This is a genomic window from Nitrospira sp., assembly GCA_030653545.1.
GTDB lineage: Bacteria > Nitrospirota > Nitrospiria > Nitrospirales > Nitrospiraceae > Nitrospira_D.
Genome location: JAURZE010000036.1, coordinates 31,838 through 49,763 on the forward strand (window position 1 = coordinate 31,838; position 17,926 = coordinate 49,763).

Sequence of the window (17,926 nt, forward strand, 5' to 3'; positions counted from 1 at the left end):
CATGACTCAGGCGACAAACTCATTGACTCGCCGCTCGAACTCGCTCCACACCACAGCGAGACGCACCTTGTGCTGGCATTCCCCATTTCCGTGATTGACCCGCTGCCCCTTTCTCCCCTATCCTGATCGCCCTCGCCAGATTTTCGCAGAGGTGAAATTTGGTCGATCTTCTCGGCGGCACGGAGGCTAGGCTTGAGAGTGAGACCCTATACGCAGTCTGCGCTCCTCCTTTCCTCAGCACGCTCTCGTTCATTGAACCTTCCCGACCATCCCTTCGACGTACCCCCAGAACGCATCGCGGTTGTCGTCACACAGCAGGAAGAAACATGAAACTATCGACTATCCTCACCATCATCCTCACGGCACTCCTGACGGAAGGTCACGCGACCTTTACGTTGGCGGATTCCCCTCCTGCCGCTATCACCGACTCACAAGCCTCACAATCCTTGAATGCCGCATCGAAGAACAATGGCGCCGGCTGGTCGAGCACTCCCGCACCCGTTTCACAAGGCAAGGCTCCCGACTGCGAAGGCACGGTTCCATCCAATGGGGTCGTGACCGCTCTTCTCAGCCGGATCGTCCGCTCGCCCGGCAACACCCAGGGAAAACAATGTCCTATTCCACCGGTCCCGGACCATCCTTCATCACAGGAGCCCCACGAATGATCATGCAATCTCAGATGTTCCTCCATCGCCTACAGCACTTCTGCACTACAGTCGCTGTCATTGGCCTGGCAACGATGATCGGCTGCGCGGGACCAGCGACACCCGCGCATCAGGCCAACCACCAGTCTCTCGACCCTATCATCGAGCGCTACATCCAAACGCATCCGGAGGTCATTGAACAATCGCTCCAGGCACTGGAGGCCAAACGAGAAGCGGAAGAGAAGACACGGCAGAAGGCCGCCCTCGCCACCAAGCAAAATGAGTTGCTCAACGATCCGGGCTCCCCTATCAGCGGTAATCTCTCCGGCAATGTCACTCTGGTGGAGTTCTTCGATTATCGCTGTGGCTTCTGCAAGCGCGCCGCCAGCGCCGTGACCCAATTGCAGCAGGAAGATCCGCGCGTACGCGTTGTCTATAAAGATCTCCCCATTCTAGGCGAAGCCTCGGAACTCGCCGCAAAGGCGGCCCTCGCCTCGAGGAACCAAGGCAAGCACCAGGCCTTCCATGAAGCCTTACTGGCCTCCAAGGGCGACATAACCAGAGAATCGATCTTGGCCATCGCCACTGAAGTCGGGCTCGACGCTAAACAGCTGGATGCCGACATGGCCACACCCGATCTTCAAACAATCATCGACCGCAACCGGGCCCTGGCCAAAGACCTTGGCATCAGTGGAACGCCGGGCTTCATCGTCGGAACGGAACTCGTGCCGGGAGCGTTGGATCTGAAGGGATTGAAGGACTTAATCGCGCGGGCGGGAATGTCATCCTCAATAGGCGGGGTGAATGCTCGATGATAGAGCCAGCACTTTCTATGACAACACCACCCAATTTCACTAGATGGAGGCCTCTATGACAAAGAAACAGACTACGGCTGCAATTGTTTTTGGATTGCTCTTTTGGGCATATGGCCTGCCGGCCGATGTCTCAGCCAAGCCCAAACGACCCAGCGTCTTCGGATGTACGACGGAAGATCTCAACACCGGCTTCGGCAGTTCATGCGTTAGCCAGGCTGAACAGGACATTATGAAGGGCAATTCTTATACGCACGTCATGATCTGCGAGGGAGGTCAACAGAAGTGTTGCACGGTCAGTAACGGTTCAGGACAAATTCTCAATTGCCGAAGGCCGGCCGGGTCCGCCGCCATGAGGCAGCCGCTTCAACAGTTGACTCCTATGACTCCGCAACCTGGATCTATACAGAGCCGTGGCGTTGAAGGCGCGGAGGATGTCGGTGAAGAGACTCCGGTGCCGTCGTGGCTGACGGAATCGTGGCTGAAAGAGCATGAAGGTGCGAAACCGTCTAAGTGACCGGGCCGCGAACATTCTTCCCAGAAGCAAACCGGCGCTCATCGTCGGCATGGAATTGGTGCGGGGGGGGCGTTGGACCTGAAAGAGCTCAAAGCCCTGATTCCACAGGCAAGCTCACACCGTCGATAGCATTGGTCTCTCAACCTTAAATAACGGAGACGATCATGACAATCGGAACACTGGGGACAGGCCGGAAGCAGCACCTCATATTCTTTGCCCTGATCGTAGGGCTCGGTGCCGTCATGGCGTTTGCAACCGAAAGCTTCGCCAAGCCCAAGCAACCGATCTACAACCAATGCGCCTGCCGATGCGTGGCTCCGGGAGATATCGTCGGCAGCATTTCGCACTTCAACAACAACGCCGGGGTGTCATGCGGAGTCTATCTTGGCAAGACCTGCAACTACACCAACTCGCAAACCGGAGGAGTGAGCACGGGAACATTAAAGAATTGTGGAGGCTACAAACCTGGTGGAACTCAGGCACTCCAGCAAACCGTTCCCCAAGTGAACGCGCCTATCATGCGGCGCGGCGTCGAGGACGAGCAGCCGGAGCCGTCGACAACTGCGCCGAAGGAGAAAGGACAGTGAACGGCGATGCCAAAGAGATGGGTCTGCTCCATCTGACCAGTCTTGCCGAACAATTGAGAAAGGTCCTGATAACTGCTCCATCAGTCGATAACACAAAGGAGAGACACCATGAGAATCATGCGCCGAACAGCACACGGTAAGGGCAACACCCTGTTCCTAGCCTTGACCGTCGGATTCACCACATTGCTTGTCACGTCCGGAATCAGCCTGGCTGTACCAAAACAAGGGGCGACTTGCTCAGCCACAGGGCGAGAAAAAGGACTGAACGCCTGTGCCGACAGTCCAGGGCATACGATTCGGTGTTTACCAAGCGGAGATTACATGTGCTGCGTTCAGACCCAGACGGGCACGGAGTGTGAAGAAATCGAAAAAGATGATGCCAAGAGTGCCATAGGTAGAGCGGGACAAACTCAGAGAGGCCAGCTCCAGGTCGCGCCGACGAACCCTCCACCAAGAACTTCCCCATTCCAAAGAGGGGGAACGAACGCGCCTATCATGCGGCGCGGCGTCGAGGGCGAGCAGCCGGCTGAGCCGGCGGTGCCTACCGAAAAAGGAAAGTAGGCGCGGCAAAGAACTGCCGGCCGGAGTGGTTGCCATGGCAGCTATGGGGCGTGGAATACGAGCGATCGCCATTGAGCTCTCCCACGTGGCCTCGGCATCTCCGGGACACCCGGTTTCATTGTCTCTACCGGACTCCTCCCGGGAGTGTTGGACCTGAAAGGACTGAAGGACCTTGTGGCAAGATCGTACACGACCAAGTGACCAAGCAGCATCGCAATTCATCTCATACTCACAGGAGCGCAATATGACTAGCCATCGGACAACATTTAGGATTTTCCGTCTTTTGCTAATCGCAGGAGTCGTTGGCATTAGTTCTGCCGCGCTCGGATGGGCTGCCGAGTCGTCAGCGCCTACCGCGAGCGCCCCGGACATGCAGAAGCCGGAAGGTAATCCTGCCGACGTCCAGGAGCGCGCGGTAATTCGAGATAGGGAAGTCTTCCGAAAACCAGGTGCCACCATGACCCCGGTCGCACCACCGCCTGCCCCTGCTGCCTCGGGGCCTACGGGACCTTTGCCTGTTGTAGGCGGCACCTTTGAGCCCAACTACAAATACCCATGGGTTGTGCGGATGAACGGCTGCGGTGGGGTGCTCCTCGATGCAGAATGGGTTCTGACCGCCGCGCATTGCGTCACGCCCGGAATCGGATTTGGCAAGCTCATATACACTCGGACTGATCCCTACACCGGTTCCGTCAGCACGGAAACTCGCGCGCCTGCTGCTGTTGGGGCTCGGCGCGACGGCGTGTTCATCCACCCAAATTACACGCCGAGCAACGATCAGGCCAACGACATCGCACTGATTAAGCTGGCAAGTCCATTCACGATCAGCCCTTACCTTCAGACTGTCGGATTGCCGAGAATTTCGCGCAACCCGGGGATGGTGGGGACGGTTGCGTCGTTCAGTCACACAGGCACACTCCCTGCGGGACAAGCCGCTATCTTCCGCGGCCCCGTCTCCCAACTTGACTCCCCGACAAAACTTTTTGTTCAGGCCATTGCTGCCGGTGCTTCGTTGTGCCCGGGAGATAGCGGATCGGGTTTCGTGACGGTCGAGTCCGGCCGCGCGATTGTGCGCGGGGTAGCCTCGCAAGGCTCAGTCGGCACCTGCATGACGCCCTCCGGTGAAGCCGTGTTCACCGACGTCTTTGCCTTCCGGGGGTGGATCCTCCAAACGATGGGCAAGAGCGACAACTGGAACACCCGGGTCCGCTGGGGTGGCCGGACGGCACGCGGCGTGATGGGTCTCGGCTGCCTCCCGAATCCCACGATATGGGGCCCGCTCAATGTGGTCGGCGTTGAGGAAGGCAACATGTGCGAAACCGGTCAAACGCAGACGGTCATGTGCAACTTGGATAAGAACCAGGGAGACGTGGGAAAGCTGGTGCCGGTGCTCTCCGGCCTCACTGTAAGGACGACCGTGAACGGTGCAGCCCAGGTGCAAACAATTCCCGCTTCCGGAAACACCGCCAGCTTCTTCGGGGTGCTTCCAGCAGGAGCGTCCCGTGAATTCACCTGCCAGATCGGGAACGTATTGACCGCGGGGACCCTTGGAAACTTAGGAGGGAACATGGCGATCATGAGTCGCGGTATTGAGGAAGAGCAATCCGCGGAACCGATCGTGGAACAACCCAGTCCTTTTGACCCAGCGGATGGAGCCAAACCATAGATACCCTGTGCCTCATTCTCGGGATGCAGACTGAGCCGAACCAACAACGATCGAACTGGAAAGGACGGAGGCCATGCACATATTGCAACAAAGCCTTTGGGGGGTATTAGGGGTCATCAGCTTGCTTGGAATCGTGAGTCCAGTAGCTGCCCTCCCCATCATCAGAGACCAGTGCAACCAAACGTCTGGCGACGGCCAGGGACACAGTTGTCCTGGGGCCAACGATCTGCTCATCCGGCCCAAGTACTCCGACGGGACCTGCGGCGATTGGATGTGCTGCCCGCCGAACGGGGATGGAACGTATAACTGTGCGAGCCCAACCAATCCCACGAACAGTGCCATCAGCGGAGCACTCAAGAACCTCTTAGGTCCCCGTGCCACCGTGCTCGAACCCGGGAGAAACCCCGTCACGAAGAATCCGTCGATCTTCCAACAACAGAATGCGCCAATCATGCGGCGCGGGGTCGAGGGAGATTCCTCAACTCCGTCACCGACAGTCCCTACGGAAGCAGGAAAGTAGGAATAGGCCGGATGGTCTGACTCCTTCAATGGATCGGGCCTACAACCGAGACTGCCTGGAATGCCGGAGAGTTGAGTTCCCCGCAAGAGAACAAATGATGAACACTATTGCTGCGAGAGGAAGAATCATGAGAACAAACCAGAGCGTCTTCGCCGTAAGAGCCCTTGGGCTGGCCGTGCTGTTGGGAATCGCCGGACTGGCCACATCACCGGTGACCATCGCCGCGCCGAACACCGGAAGCACTCCAAAGACTGAAAAAGAGTGCAAAGCGGACTTGGCCAATTGCAAGACCAAGTGCGACAAGACAATGATCGACATCGACAATAATATCCAACGCTGCAAGGATCTGTGCATGGACGGCTACATCATCTGCACGCCGGCCCGCTCGTCGGGCCAGCCCGGTGGCAACCTCGGGGGTGTGAGCCAACCGGTCCGTCCCGGTGTGCTTCAGCCGATGCAACCGACACGGAAGAGTTCCCCGTACTCACAACCGGGCATGAACGCCCCGATCATGCGTCGCGGCGTCGAGGAGGGTCAGGCAGCCGAGCCAAGCCCAGAGGCACCCACAGCACCGACACCATCGAGTGGAACGACCAAGTAATGAGATCAGTCCCTGTGCAGTTATTGCCACAACACTTGTCGCGAGAAGGAAGCATATGAATATCCGCATACTCACACCGAGACTCATATATGGCCTGTGCCTCCTCATCGCCGGGTGCTCGACCGCGGAGCGACCTCCTGCCGTGACCCAAGCGGTCACGGAATCGCCGATGGAAGTCCCCGTGATTCCAGACGAGCCGGGACCCGACCAACTCGCTCCATCCGAGGGAATCGGAACAGAGGTGCAAGAACGTGGAGTGTCTTCGAAGCTGTTGGGCCAGAACCTGGCTATGCTCAATATCGCTCCCATCCAAGCCATAGCAGCGCTGCCGGGCCAGTTCGCCTTCCGCACCACAAAAGGTTACTACGTTACCGGACTTGACGGGGGCGGACGCACAGCTGATCCCGTCCTCGTCACCGCCTCGGTGTCCGCGGGGGCCTATGAGAAATTCCGCATCGCACTGACGTACCCCAACACCCCCCACGACAAGAGCTTTCAAACCAGCCGCGGCAATTATCTCACCTCCATGAACGGAGGGGGACTCACCGGAGGCGCCTTTCATACCGATGCAACGCAAGCCAAAGATTGGGAACGGTTTCGTCTGCTCGACCTCAGCGTCAACAATTTTGCACCCAGCTACTATGCCTTTCAAACCTTCAAAGGATCCTACGTCACAGCCGTCGGGGCCGGAGGTAAATACGCGGATGCCTTCCACACCGACGCCAAGCAAATCCAGGATTGGGAGAAGTTTCGAGTCGTCAAGTGCGGCGATATCGGCTCAGGACTGGAGTACGGCATCCTGGCGGCGAATGGATCGTTTCTCAAAGCAGAGCTTGCAGCGGGAAGAGCACAAGGAGACCTTTGGCTCGATTCCTATGCAGGGCCACAGACCCGATTCAAGTTCATCAGGCAAGGCGACGGAACCTATGCACTGCAGACCTCAAACGGCGCGAACTTCGTTACCGCCCTCGGCGGAGGGGGACAAGTTCAGAAATATCAAAAATGCGACGTAGGGTTATCTGGCGCCTGCCTCGAGGGCTACTCGACGATCTTCCATACCGATGCGAAGCAGGTACAAGCCTGGGAGAAATTCAGAGTGCTCGATCAGGGCAACTGCACCTATGCCCTTCAAACGACGAGCGGCTTCGTCATGGGCATCTACAAAGACTCAGGGGGACGCACTCTGCTGACGACACGGAGAGACGGCGCCTCGACGGCCAATGAGAAGTTCCAATTAGTCGTGTATGGCTTGGCGTCTCCGCTGAGCTTGCAGTGAACCGGGCCAGGGGGGAGCAACCGCTCGAAAACCAACACCTTGCGACCCCCGAAACACCGGACTGACACCGGCGCGCAGCGGCAATCAGATTAGTGAGCGGTGGGGGGCAACTGCCTGAGACAACCTTGTCATGCCAGTCTGCCGAAAGTCCGGAGGAGGGTGCGAAGGAACGCCATCCTGTGAACCAACATGTTCACGCTGTAGCTGCGTATTCCCCAAACAATCGCACCGAAGGCCCTCTTGCTTGTGTTTCCCATTCCGTGATTGACCCGGCCCCTGTTTGTCGCATACCCTTGTCGCGCCTTGCAGACACAGGTTTGGCCGGTACGGAGGCTCAGATTGAGAGGCTGCCCCTCTATCAAACCATTCTTCCCCGCTCTTGCACGCTCCCCAATTGAACCTTTTCCAACATCCGCTCGACTGACTTCACAGATTCGCTCGTCTGTTTCAGGTCACGCTGAGGGGTCGTTGATGCGCACCAGTCCAGCACCACTCGTCGTCAAGAGCATCGTATGCGGAATTCCTGCCGCCAGGGTGAATTTCCGCACCCATCTGGAAGTCCTCGAACGATCCACGCGGGCTCTGACGAGCAATCCAGCAAAGATCACTTCACTTAAATCATTCACCAGATCCCGGAGGGCACATGAATAGTCATGACATTCGCCTGTGGTCGGAACACCTCAGGGTCTTCGGTGGATCCGGTCCGCCGGTATCCTTGGCTTCTCCAACGAAAACTTACATCCGTCTGAGAAGGAGGCAACCATGAGAAGGACGATCCTATTGGCCCTCGCAATACTGGCGATTTTCACGGCTGTCAAGGCGGCAGCCGATACCTACATCTACGAGGTTGGTTTTTTTGGAAACATCAAACAAGTGGGACGAGTCTCAGGTGGCTCTGATTCAGCCATCCTGTGCGGAGGAGGCCAGTGCATCCCAATCGTCAATTGCAATGCTTGCCATACCCAGCCAGCTGACCAGAAACGTTACGCCAAGGACAAGGAAAATAGTCATCAAAAGATCCACTTCCCTAAAGCCGCGTTGCAGATCAGGGAAGGCCAACAGGCCACCATGGGATCAGCGTTAGTGACGCGAATAAAAGGTATCCTGGTCATACAAGAGCCGAAGGGAGCTCGATTCCCATTACCTGCTGACGCATACCTGGTGAAGGGGAAAGACGGCAAGCCAGCCTTTATCACGTATGTGGGAAGCAGGCCCCCGCAACCGATTAAATGAAGATGACTATCCTTTGGGTGCACTGGAAGCAGTCATGGGATTGCCGGAGAGCGATCTTCACTGAGGAGGAAACGATGAAATCATGCTTGGCATGGCTGTTGGCATTAGGCGGACTCTTCACTCTGATCACTGGAACGTCCACGGCCCTCGCGCAGAATCCCCTTCCACCGCCGACACTCCTTCGCCCCCTCACCAACGGTATTCCCAACGTGCCGGGCAGCGACGCGATATCAACTGGCGATGGAGCACGGGTGGCGTTTACCCATGTCGCCGGCGCCACCTTCTACCATATTTGCTTTCGAGCGCCAGGGAACATCTGCCAGGATCAATTCAACCCGCCTCTGCAGTCGATGTTTGCCGTCACGGCAAGGATCAATCCAAGCGCACCCCAACCGCTCCCTCCAGCCACGCCTGGAGAGACCATCGAGTTCTTTCTTCCGATTCCCAACGGATTCCAGGGCGGAAGAATTCAATGGGAAGTGAAATCTTGCACCGGTCCGAACCCGACGCAATGTGGGCAAGCTTCTCCTTTCCAGCAAGTCATTGTGCTCTTGCCCTCAGCGACACTTTCTCCCAATGTTCCTTCCATCATCCCGAACAACCGACGCGTCACCTTCCAATGGACCAACCATGAGCAGGCGGACGCAGGACCGCAACTGATCGTCCTTCCGGATGGCATCCCTACGAACCAGATATCCGTCTTCACAATGAGCAACCCCACCGTCGCGAATCCTCCAGGCCTCAGCATGTCATTGAATCCTGGAGTGAGCAATCAGGCGGTGGACCTGCCTCTTGGGCTCGGCCCGGCGATCAAATGGACGGTCGCCAACTGCCGCAATTTCCCCAACAAGGGCCGCCGCTGCAGCCAGCTTCTGACCTCATGGAGATCCATGCGAGTGCCTAATTTCTTTTCGACGGTCATCGCACCGACATTTCGGCATCCCCGCTGCGTCAACTGCCACGCGGTCGCCACCGAGAATTTCCAAAACGATCCGACGAACAATCCGAACGGGGGATTGCCCAGCAATCACCCGCAAGTCAACGCCAACATGGACAACAGTGGCGGATGCGCCAACTGCCACACCAACAACTTGTTACCTGCTCAAGGCACCATCAATCCCGGCTGGCACGCGGCTCCTGCCGCCATGGATTTCCGCAACCGAACCAATGCTGAACTCTGTTCGATGGCGCAGCAAAATGCCGGCGGAGCGTCGGGATTCCAGCATCTGACCCAAGACAAGCTGATCTTGTGGGCCATCAACCCAAATCAACAGGGCAATGTGCAGCTCCCAGGAGGGCCAGGGCGCCCGGCCGCACCACCGGCCAATATCGCTGCCTGGCAAAACGCAGTCTATGTCTGGTGGTTCAAGACACAGAAAGCTTGCGATTAAAAAAGGGGCCTTGTGAATTTATGGTGCCCTGAAAGGAAGAGGGATGTGAAGGGGGATCGTGCTGAACACAGAACGACAACGGGAAATAGCATTTATCACTGAGAAGGAGTCTCTATGAGCAAGTCCAAGGATCATCCCTCCAAGAATGTCGAGTCGGGATTGTCCCGCCGGGATCTCTTCCGCACCGCTGGCCTCGCGGCTGGCGGTGCCGTACTCCTCGGTCTGCCTAAGTTCGTAGGCGGATGGGCCGGCGATGCGGAGGCCGCCGTGGACACCCGTGTCTACGCTGGAACGACCAGCCTGGCCTTGGAACTCGATGGTCAGTCCATCCCTCTGTTTTCCGTTGAAGGAGGTCATGCCGTGGCCGACGTCATTTCGGAGCCGGTCGGCCCGGAAGGGATCGCGGTCAAGCGACCGGGGGCGGTTCGATACGAGGATCTATTGGTCACCCTGCCGATGGGCACCGGCTCGAAAGCGCTCGGCGACTGGCTCACCAACTCCTTGAGCAAACCGGGTCCATCGGCCAAGAACGGGGCCATCATTTACGGTGGACCGGACGGCAAAGAGATAAAGCGACTGGGGTTTACCGGCACACTTCTTTCGGAAGTGGTGGTCCCCCAAGCCTCGGCGGCAGACACAACCCAGGCCATGCTGTTTCTGCGCCTCACTCCGCAAAGCACCCAACTTCTCGGACCATCAGGAGGCGCTCTCAAGGCCCCGCTCGGCGCGAAACAAGCGAATGTCCTCTCGAGCAATTTCCGGCTGAACGTGCAAGGACTGGAACAGGCCTGTGGACGCATTGCGAAAGTGCACCCGCTGATTACCCGTCGATTCACCGGCAGCAATTCAGTCGGAGACTTTCGCCAGCCGAAGAATCCGCTGGGCCCTTGGAACTGCGCCAACGTCAGCGTCATTCTCCCGGAAGCCGATGCCGGTCCTTTCTATCAGTGGTTCGATGACCTGGTCGTGAAAGCAAAGCCTGGCGGCGAGCGCAAAGGTCTCCTGGAATGGATGGACCAGTCAATGAAGGTCGCAGCCTCCGTGCAGCTCGACGGGCTTGGCATTGTTCGCTATGCCCCGGAACCGGTGATCCTCGGATCATCGCAAAAGGCCGGCGGCATGGTGCAGGTCGATCTGTATTGCGAGACGATGAAGATCAACCTGTAATCCCATCTACAATGATCGCTCTTCACGGAGCGATGGAGTGCGCTATGACTACGACACGACAAATTCTCCTGCTCGCGTCAATGAGCCTGCTCAGCCTCGCCAGTTTGAGCGATTCCGGACAAGCCGCGACGGAAGATTCTATTGAATCACGCGGACTGAATCTCCCGCGCGTTTCAGTTCCCGCCCCACCGCCTCCGCCAATCATGCAACCCCTTGCAGTACGCATAGTAGGAGATGGGCGCGGCACAGTGACCCTGCCGCCGGCCAAAGCCTGCCCTCCTGCCTGCTCAGCAACCTATCCGCAGGGAATTCCAGTCGTCCTTGCAGCCGTCCCGGCGCCTGGCTCCACATTCGCCGGATGGGGTGGCGCCTGCCGAGGGACGGCTCCTTGTACGTTGAGAATGGACCGGCCCTATACCGTCGAAGCCAAATTCAATCCCGCGCAAGCCCCGCCATCAACCACTCAATCGCCTGTGGGGACACAAATGACACCAGCCGCACCGGCATCCATTCCAGTTCCCTATCCAAATATCGGAATCACCCCGCTCAGCCCTGAACTTGAGCCCATCAGTGTCATGATGGCCGACGGAAAACCGGATGAGCAGATTCTCGACGCCTGGAAGACCTTTGTCACAAGACGCATTCAGAACAAACAGCCGCTCGACGTCCGGAGTATGGTTGAGCAGATCCGGCTACGAGCAGATGTGCATAATCAGACACAACGACGCACACTGACAGAAAACTTCCGCAAACAACAGGCTGCGCTTGGGCAGGCCAGTCAGGACATGTCCGTTGCCCTCCAAGATGCCATGACGAGAATCAATCAACTCATGCAAGCGCGCGCCAACATCACGGCGAAAATGTCCGCTGCCGCAGACGCCATCATTCGGAATATGAGAGGGTGAGGTGATTCGTATGGTCATCAGCGTCCATCGATATATTCGGAACAAGCCTTCCTCGGCGATGGTATTCTCAAATCGTCATACCCAACCCAACACGAAAGCGAGACCCCTATGAGACCCATCCTCTTGGCGTCAGCATTGACATGGATCGTTGCAGTTCTACCGGCTGTTGCTGGTGCTGCGGACGAGGTGACCGAGCGGGCGGTCCCGAACTCATCCATGATAGTTCAGCAGCCCGCGCAGCCTTCAGGGACGACCATCCCTCCCCTCACGGTGGACCAGCGGCTTGCCGCAATGCAGCAACAGATTCAAGCACTGCAGATGCAGGTGTCCGCATTGCAGGCGATTGTGAATATCACGCCAAGCGCCGTCACCATTCACAGCAATGGTTCCCTCGTCATTCAGGCCGCCAAGGGCGTCTCCATCGGAGCCGGCCAAAATGTGGCCATACAAAGCAATGGAGGAGTGCTCGTCGAGGGGAAAGGCCCGCTTGATCTGAAAGCCCCGTTGATCACAATGAACGGCGGCACCAAACCACTTGCGACGGTCGGCAGCGCGGTCGGCAACGGGAAGGTGCTGACCGGAAGCGGGACAATTCTAGGGAACTAACCGGGCTCTGCTTTAGAGCGAACGAGTAGTTCAGCGATCGAGCATGAGGACGGAAAGATTACCGACCATCACATTGTCTTGAAGGAGGACCCTATGCGCCCATGGTTATCAGGCTTCTTAATAGGATTTATGTTCACCATGACATCGGCCGCGCTGGCTAACGACCCTGCTCCCGAGAGTACAGGTCAACCAGCCACTCAAACCGAGTCCGTCTCTGCTCTTCCCGACAATGAAGGTGTTGAATCAAGGGGAGTCCCGAAGATGCGCACGCTTCTACCAGATGAAATCGCAGTGGCGAAGAGCGTGTTTCAGAACACCCTCAACTACAGCATGGTGAGGGTAACGAACACACTCGGCCTCGGCGGGAGGCCTTGGACGACCAATAGCCCGCCGCTCTACATGCTGAATGTTGGCGGAGATTACCCTAACCTTGCCGCGGACGACGACCGGAGGCGTCTTTTGATCCACGAACTGACTCATGTCTGGCAAGCGCAACACCTCGTGCCGATCACCCTGAATTCCGCGGCACATCAAACATTGAGCGCCATTCAGAACGGAGGAGATGTCTCCGCCGCCTATGCCTATACCGTCGGAAAATCCTGGGGGCAGTACAACATCGAACAGCAAGCCAGCATCGTGGCGCACTGGTTCATGCCGTCGAATAAGTGTTTCGTCAACGGGGGCCCTTGTGGGGGCGGAATGAAGACCACGGATGCGCGGTACCCCTACATCCGGGACAACATCAGGCAGAATAAGGCGTTTTGATTTTTTTACAACCTGTTGCCTTCGGACACAGAAAGGTGCCTCATGCGAACACGAACAACAGCGAGACTCGTATTCATCGTCATGGCCTTGGTGTCATCGTTGGCATCAATCGTCAGCCAGGCCTTGGCTGACACAACGCTGAAATTGGACCAACCGGCCCACTTCTCGACGGCAGAAGGCGCGGACGTCGTGCTCGACGCAGGGTCCTACGCGATTGAGGCAGCCGACACATCGATTCGAGTCCTGCCTGCTGATGATCGCGCTCGAACCGACGGATGGTTACTGCAGGCTTTTAAAACGCGGCACACAGAATCGCTAGAACAATCTGTCGCAATGTCAGTCCTCGAAAACACGGACGACGTACATCTGCTCATCCTGCTTCCCGATGGAACAGGCTTGGAAGCCATCGGTTCGATCAGTGGTCTCCGGTCACGAGCCGCTGCTCCGGCTCAAACCCTGTCTCAAACTCAAGTTAGCAAGCACCTCACGGTGCAGCAGACTACATTGCTAACTCCCCCTCAGATAACGGCCTATACCATCTCCCCCGCGGTTTTTCCCGTCTCGACAATGCTGCCATCTGTCTGGCCTGCCCAGCCGGTTCCCTACCTGAACCTTATACTCAAGCTGACTTTTACGATGAATGGAGGGGCCGCGACTCCCTATAAGCAAATTCGAGTGCTCGGATTTGAGCCCCCGCTGATGGCAGCGGGGCAACAGGGCTATACGGGTTGCTTTTTCCAGACGAAGCAACATAAAAGCCCAGTGAACCCGTTCCAAGTCAATGCCTCTTATCCTCTGATCGATTCTCAAGGACGCGCGGAACTGATGATCGCCGGATGGTTTGAGGGTCAAGGAACATCCCCGGGACATGGAAACTGCGCGGTGCGCGCCCGCGTTCAACTGGCTCAACAGAATGGGGTATTCGGCAATACGTTCGATGTCGTCTATCTCGGCGTACCTATTGCGGCACCTACCGTGTACACCATCTCCAACACTTGGTCATGGAAGAATCTGCTGGGCTTTGAAAATACCGGAGCTGTTGGTGTCTGCTCGGGAACTTCTATGGGTGTCAAGATGAACAATTTCGGGCCTCCCTCGACAGTTTCCTATCCGGTGGGTGTCGTCGAAAGCAACAACGACCTATCACTGAATGTTCGGAGCGGGCCGGCCGGCCCGGATTGCCAATTCCAATCAAAAGTGAGGCTCCTTCCGAACGGAACTCGCCTTCTCGGCTTGACCTGGAAAACGGCCAAGTCGGGGGTCCAGGAAAGCACGTGTCGAGTCTGCCCCAGCCGAGACGGCTGTACCTACGGAGGGCCCTCTCACATGGGAGAGCCGTTCAACCGGGGCGCCGCGATCATCTTGAACCCCGAATCGTGGCCGGGCGGAAGCAATGGCGTCGGCTATTCCATCACAAGCCACAATCTGCCTATTCTTACACCCGACAACACCCTCGCCTATGACGGAACGTCAGGGGGATTGTTCACCGTTCTCCTCCCGATGTGGACCAGATTACAATGCGGCAACACTGCCACGAACGACCATGGGGTACGGTTGATCCTTGATTCCATCCAATTGGTGGGCCCTCCCGGCTTGAATTTTCCTTAATTCCGACCCGACTGACAGGACGTTCCGGAAGGCAAAGAAAGATGGAGGTGCCACACACTCGCAGACTCGTACATCTCGTTGTAGCGACAGAACTTGGGGGCATGCGTGCGATACGAATTCCGAATACGCCAGGGTATCTGGCCGTGGAAATGTATTGCGAGAAGATCGTGCCGCAAGTCTTTTGAGCAGGGGCAGGCAATGAAAAGGCTCTGATGGAGGGCACCTATGGACCATCCGGAAACGATCGGCACCAAACCGCCGAACAGCTTCTCCCGCCGCAAGTTCTTAACGCAGGCCCGATCGCTTGGAATCGCCGCGGCGGCCCTCCCATGGCTGGCACACCGATGGGCCACGTCAGCCCTTGCCGCGGTTGAAATCCAGGATCTCTCCCTGGAGGCCACCTCGCTTCCCTCGGCGACAGCCCCTCCACCGCCCTCTGGTTCCGGCACATCGCCGGACTACAACCTGTTTCAATCGCCGCAGCAATATGCGTTAAGCCTGGGCACCGGTCCCCCCGTACAAGTATTCGGATTTTACGGAGGCGAACCCGTCGCTCAGTTTATAACCGATCCTGCAGCCGCAGACGGCAGTTTTCCGAAGAAGCCTTCACGCATTCAGTACCGGGATATCGTGTTCTACTACCTGCCGGTGCAAGGGGCGGCGATCAACGTCTGGCTGCTCGACAGTCTGGCGGGAAAAGTTCCACCTGTCGGCGGAGGCATCCACATCCGGGGCGGCCCATCGGGCGGGGTTGGAAACGTGCTTCCCAATTCTTACAGCAGCCATATGTCCTTTGCCGGAGCGTTCGTCAAACAGATTGTCTTCCCCGAGGCAGATCGCGCATCGGAGATGCCCGCTCCCCTGCGCATCACTCTCGCCATTCAGCAGGCGGAGTGGCACCCCGGAGCAAGTTGGAACATCGCCCCTTTGCAGGCCGACCCGTCGAAGGGGCCGTTGAAACACTTGTTTACCCTCAGCATTCAAAGCCTGTCGATCAACGACGTGACGCGCATCGACCCGATGGTGCTCTCCATGAACCTCATTCCGGCTCCCCAGGGCGGAGGCTATCAGGGAGCGACCCCTCGGGAATTGTCTACCCTCCGCTTCCAGCTCCCGGAATCGAAGGCCAGTGATCTCTACACCTGGCACAACGATGTTATCGTCAAAAGGCTCCCCGGCGGGGAACAAGAGCGGAACGGACTCATTCAATGGATGAGTCCGCAGAACCCGTCAAAGGCCTCCCTGAAACTGAAACTGTTCGGTCTGGGTATTCTGAGCGTCGTACGGTTGCCCTCCAAACCGGGCTATGTCCAGGCGGAGATGTATTGCGAGAAAATCGTGCCGGAATTTCTGTGATGGACAACGGCTGGCCACGTAGCCAGGCCTTGGCCGCATGTACAAGGAGAACACCATGAACTGTCGTCAATACCCTCTCCGGTGGATCAAGGTTGCTGTCCTGTTCAGCTTCAGCCTCCTGTACGCACCCTTCATGAGCTGGGCTGCCAACGAATGCGCCGTCGAGTTCAAAGCAGGTAACCAAACGGTGACCAAATACGTCTCAGCAGGTCAAACCTTCACGTATTCGCCAGCCGCCCTCGGCCTGTCGTGGGTCCGCACCATAAAAGCTCGGCCGGTCGATGTACAGGTGACGAATCTGACGCCCAACGCGCCGAATCCCAAATGGATGACACTCTCACCGACGTATCCGCGGGATCCGCTCTCAGGCAACTACTCCGGCAACGTCAAACTCTACAAGGTCCGTTGCGTGAGCCTCGCGTTTCCCGATACGAACAACACCCCAGCGCCTGGAGGATCCGTGCCCATTCCCTATCCGAATGTGGGGCAGTAGTCGTGTATCCGTAAGCTTCAGAAACAGGCAGATGGAGAACATCAGCCCCGGATTAGCCCATCTCGTGACGCCAGGCTACGCGAGATATCAAAAGCGTCTTTATTGTTTGCTCAGAATGATTCCCACTCCCCCTTGACCGCGAGATCGAATGGAACTGAGCTGGCCCCGATTTCATGGACACTGAGTTAGGACACATGAGCGGCTTCAAACTGCACTGGGCTGACATAGCCGAGAGCCTGATGGAGCCGCTGTCGATTGTAGAACACTTCGATGAATTCAAACACTGAAGCCTGCGCCGCCTCGCGAGTCCAGAAGTCCTGGTCATGCACCAATTCATTCTTGAGCGTACTGAAGAAGCTCTCGACCACGGCGTTGTCGTAACAGTTGCCCTTCCGACTCATGCTCGCCACAAGCCCCGCCTGCCTCACCTGTCGTTGGTAGGCCAGGCTTGTATACGTGGCCCCCTGGTCCGTGTGATGGATCAGCCCCGGTCGTGGGCGTCGGTGGGTGAGGGCCATCTGCAACGCCGTCAGCGCCACCTGCTGATCCGGGCGTGGACTCATGGCCCAGCCGATGACGCGGCGCGAGTACAGATCCAGGATCACGGCCAAATACACCCAGCCCGCGCGTGTCGCAATGGCGGTCAGATCGCCGGCCCAGATGCGATTGGGAGCTGCGGCCACAAACCGCTGCTGCAGCCGGTTGGGCGCCGGCGGCGCGAACTCATGGCGCGCGTGCATCACGCGGAATCGCCGGGTCCGCTTGGCGAGCAACCCCTGCTGACGACGCAGTCGCGCCACCCGATGGCGCCCACAGGGCACTCCGGCTGCCACCAATGTCCGCCACAGCTTGATCGCGCCATACCGTTCCTTCAGCTGCCGATGGAGCTGGATCATCCGTTCCACCAACCGAGCGTTGGCCTGGGCGCGCGGACTCGCCGGACGGTGGCGCCAGGCGTAGTACCCACTCCGACTGACGGCCAACACCTGACAGAGCCGTCCAATTCGATGGTGGTGCTGATGGATTTGAATGAATTGGTACTTCATGGCGACTCCCGCGCAAAGAATATCGCGGTGAGTTCAACCGGTGAGCGCAACACCTGCGTCCAATATAGCCGCTGGCGTCTGAAATCCCAAGGTCTTCCGCGGCCGTTGATTCAATCGTAACGCGATCTTGTTCAAGTCTGTCTGCGAGTAGCGTGACAGGTCGGTGCCTTTC

General features: G+C 57.7%; 19 protein-coding genes. 17 read left to right on the top strand and 2 right to left on the bottom strand.

From position 1 onward, the window contains the following. Positions 1–326: 326 nt before the first annotated feature. The 17 genes from Q7U39_17940 to Q7U39_18020 all read left to right on the top strand — a co-directional run bounded on the left by Q7U39_17940 (position 327) and on the right by Q7U39_18020 (position 16,708). Positions 327–665, top strand: a complete 339-nt coding sequence (locus Q7U39_17940) for a hypothetical protein (protein MDO9119842.1) — start codon at positions 327–329, stop codon at positions 663–665. Continuing rightward, positions 662–1,459, top strand: a complete 798-nt coding sequence (locus tag Q7U39_17945; GenBank protein ID MDO9119843.1) for a DsbA family protein — start codon at positions 662–664, stop codon at positions 1,457–1,459. Before Q7U39_17940 ends, Q7U39_17945 begins: the two co-directional genes overlap by 4 nt. Before the next feature lie 55 nt (positions 1,460–1,514). Beyond that, positions 1,515–1,973 (top strand): hypothetical protein, encoded by a 459-nt coding sequence (locus Q7U39_17950; protein MDO9119844.1) that lies wholly within the window; start codon positions 1,515–1,517, stop codon positions 1,971–1,973. Positions 1,974–2,137: 164 nt separating this feature from the next. Then, entirely contained in the window at positions 2,138–2,560 is a 423-nt protein-coding gene (locus tag Q7U39_17955) for a hypothetical protein (GenBank protein ID MDO9119845.1), read from the top strand. A 1,018-nt stretch (positions 2,561–3,578) separates the two neighbouring features. Then, the gene (locus Q7U39_17960; GenBank protein ID MDO9119846.1) at positions 3,579–4,787 is read left to right on the top strand and encodes a trypsin-like serine protease; all 1,209 of its coding nucleotides are present in this window, start codon (positions 3,579–3,581) and stop codon (positions 4,785–4,787) included. 73 nt (positions 4,788–4,860) lie between these two features. Next, positions 4,861–5,307: a hypothetical protein gene (locus Q7U39_17965; GenBank protein MDO9119847.1), complete on the top strand. Its 447-nt coding sequence runs from the start codon at positions 4,861–4,863 to the stop codon at positions 5,305–5,307. A 127-nt stretch (positions 5,308–5,434) separates the two neighbouring features. Next, positions 5,435–5,908 (top strand): hypothetical protein, encoded by a 474-nt coding sequence (locus tag Q7U39_17970; GenBank protein MDO9119848.1) that lies wholly within the window; start codon positions 5,435–5,437, stop codon positions 5,906–5,908. 55 nt (positions 5,909–5,963) lie between these two features. Further along, a complete protein-coding gene (locus Q7U39_17975) occupies positions 5,964–7,184 on the top strand; it encodes a hypothetical protein (protein MDO9119849.1) in 1,221 nt (406 codons plus the stop codon). Positions 7,185–7,946: 762 nt separating this feature from the next. Continuing rightward, complete coding sequence (locus Q7U39_17980; GenBank protein MDO9119850.1) at positions 7,947–8,417, top strand: hypothetical protein; 471 nt, start codon at positions 7,947–7,949, stop codon at positions 8,415–8,417. A 74-nt stretch (positions 8,418–8,491) separates the two neighbouring features. Beyond that, positions 8,492–9,808, top strand: a complete 1,317-nt coding sequence (locus Q7U39_17985) for a hypothetical protein (GenBank protein ID MDO9119851.1) — start codon at positions 8,492–8,494, stop codon at positions 9,806–9,808. Positions 9,809–9,922: 114 nt separating this feature from the next. Continuing rightward, a complete protein-coding gene (locus Q7U39_17990) occupies positions 9,923–10,975 on the top strand; it encodes a hypothetical protein (GenBank protein MDO9119852.1) in 1,053 nt (350 codons plus the stop codon). Between the two features lie 44 nt (positions 10,976–11,019). Next, positions 11,020–11,880, top strand: coding sequence for a hypothetical protein (locus Q7U39_17995; GenBank protein MDO9119853.1), 861 nt, complete (start codon positions 11,020–11,022; stop codon positions 11,878–11,880). Between the two features lie 108 nt (positions 11,881–11,988). Beyond that, positions 11,989–12,486, top strand: a complete 498-nt coding sequence (locus Q7U39_18000) for a hypothetical protein (GenBank protein MDO9119854.1) — start codon at positions 11,989–11,991, stop codon at positions 12,484–12,486. 261 nt (positions 12,487–12,747) lie between these two features. Continuing rightward, positions 12,748–13,251, top strand: a complete 504-nt coding sequence (locus Q7U39_18005) for a hypothetical protein (protein MDO9119855.1) — start codon at positions 12,748–12,750, stop codon at positions 13,249–13,251. 42 nt (positions 13,252–13,293) lie between these two features. Further along, a complete protein-coding gene (locus tag Q7U39_18010; protein MDO9119856.1) occupies positions 13,294–14,859 on the top strand; it encodes a hypothetical protein in 1,566 nt (521 codons plus the stop codon). A gap of 225 nt (positions 14,860–15,084) precedes the next feature. Further along, positions 15,085–16,215: a hypothetical protein gene (locus Q7U39_18015; protein ID MDO9119857.1), complete on the top strand. Its 1,131-nt coding sequence runs from the start codon at positions 15,085–15,087 to the stop codon at positions 16,213–16,215. 55 nt (positions 16,216–16,270) lie between these two features. Beyond that, a complete protein-coding gene (locus Q7U39_18020; protein MDO9119858.1) occupies positions 16,271–16,708 on the top strand; it encodes a hypothetical protein in 438 nt (145 codons plus the stop codon). Between the two features lie 185 nt (positions 16,709–16,893). On the opposite strand, the gene Q7U39_18025 is transcribed toward Q7U39_18020, so the two are convergent. Both Q7U39_18025 and Q7U39_18030 read right to left on the bottom strand, forming a co-directional pair. Beyond that, complete coding sequence (locus tag Q7U39_18025) at positions 16,894–17,775, bottom strand: IS3 family transposase (GenBank protein ID MDO9119859.1); 882 nt, start codon at positions 17,773–17,775, stop codon at positions 16,894–16,896. Positions 17,776–17,787: 12 nt separating this feature from the next. Further along, a partial coding sequence (locus Q7U39_18030; GenBank protein MDO9119860.1) for an IS30 family transposase occupies positions 17,788–17,926 on the bottom strand: 139 nt, incomplete at its 5' end.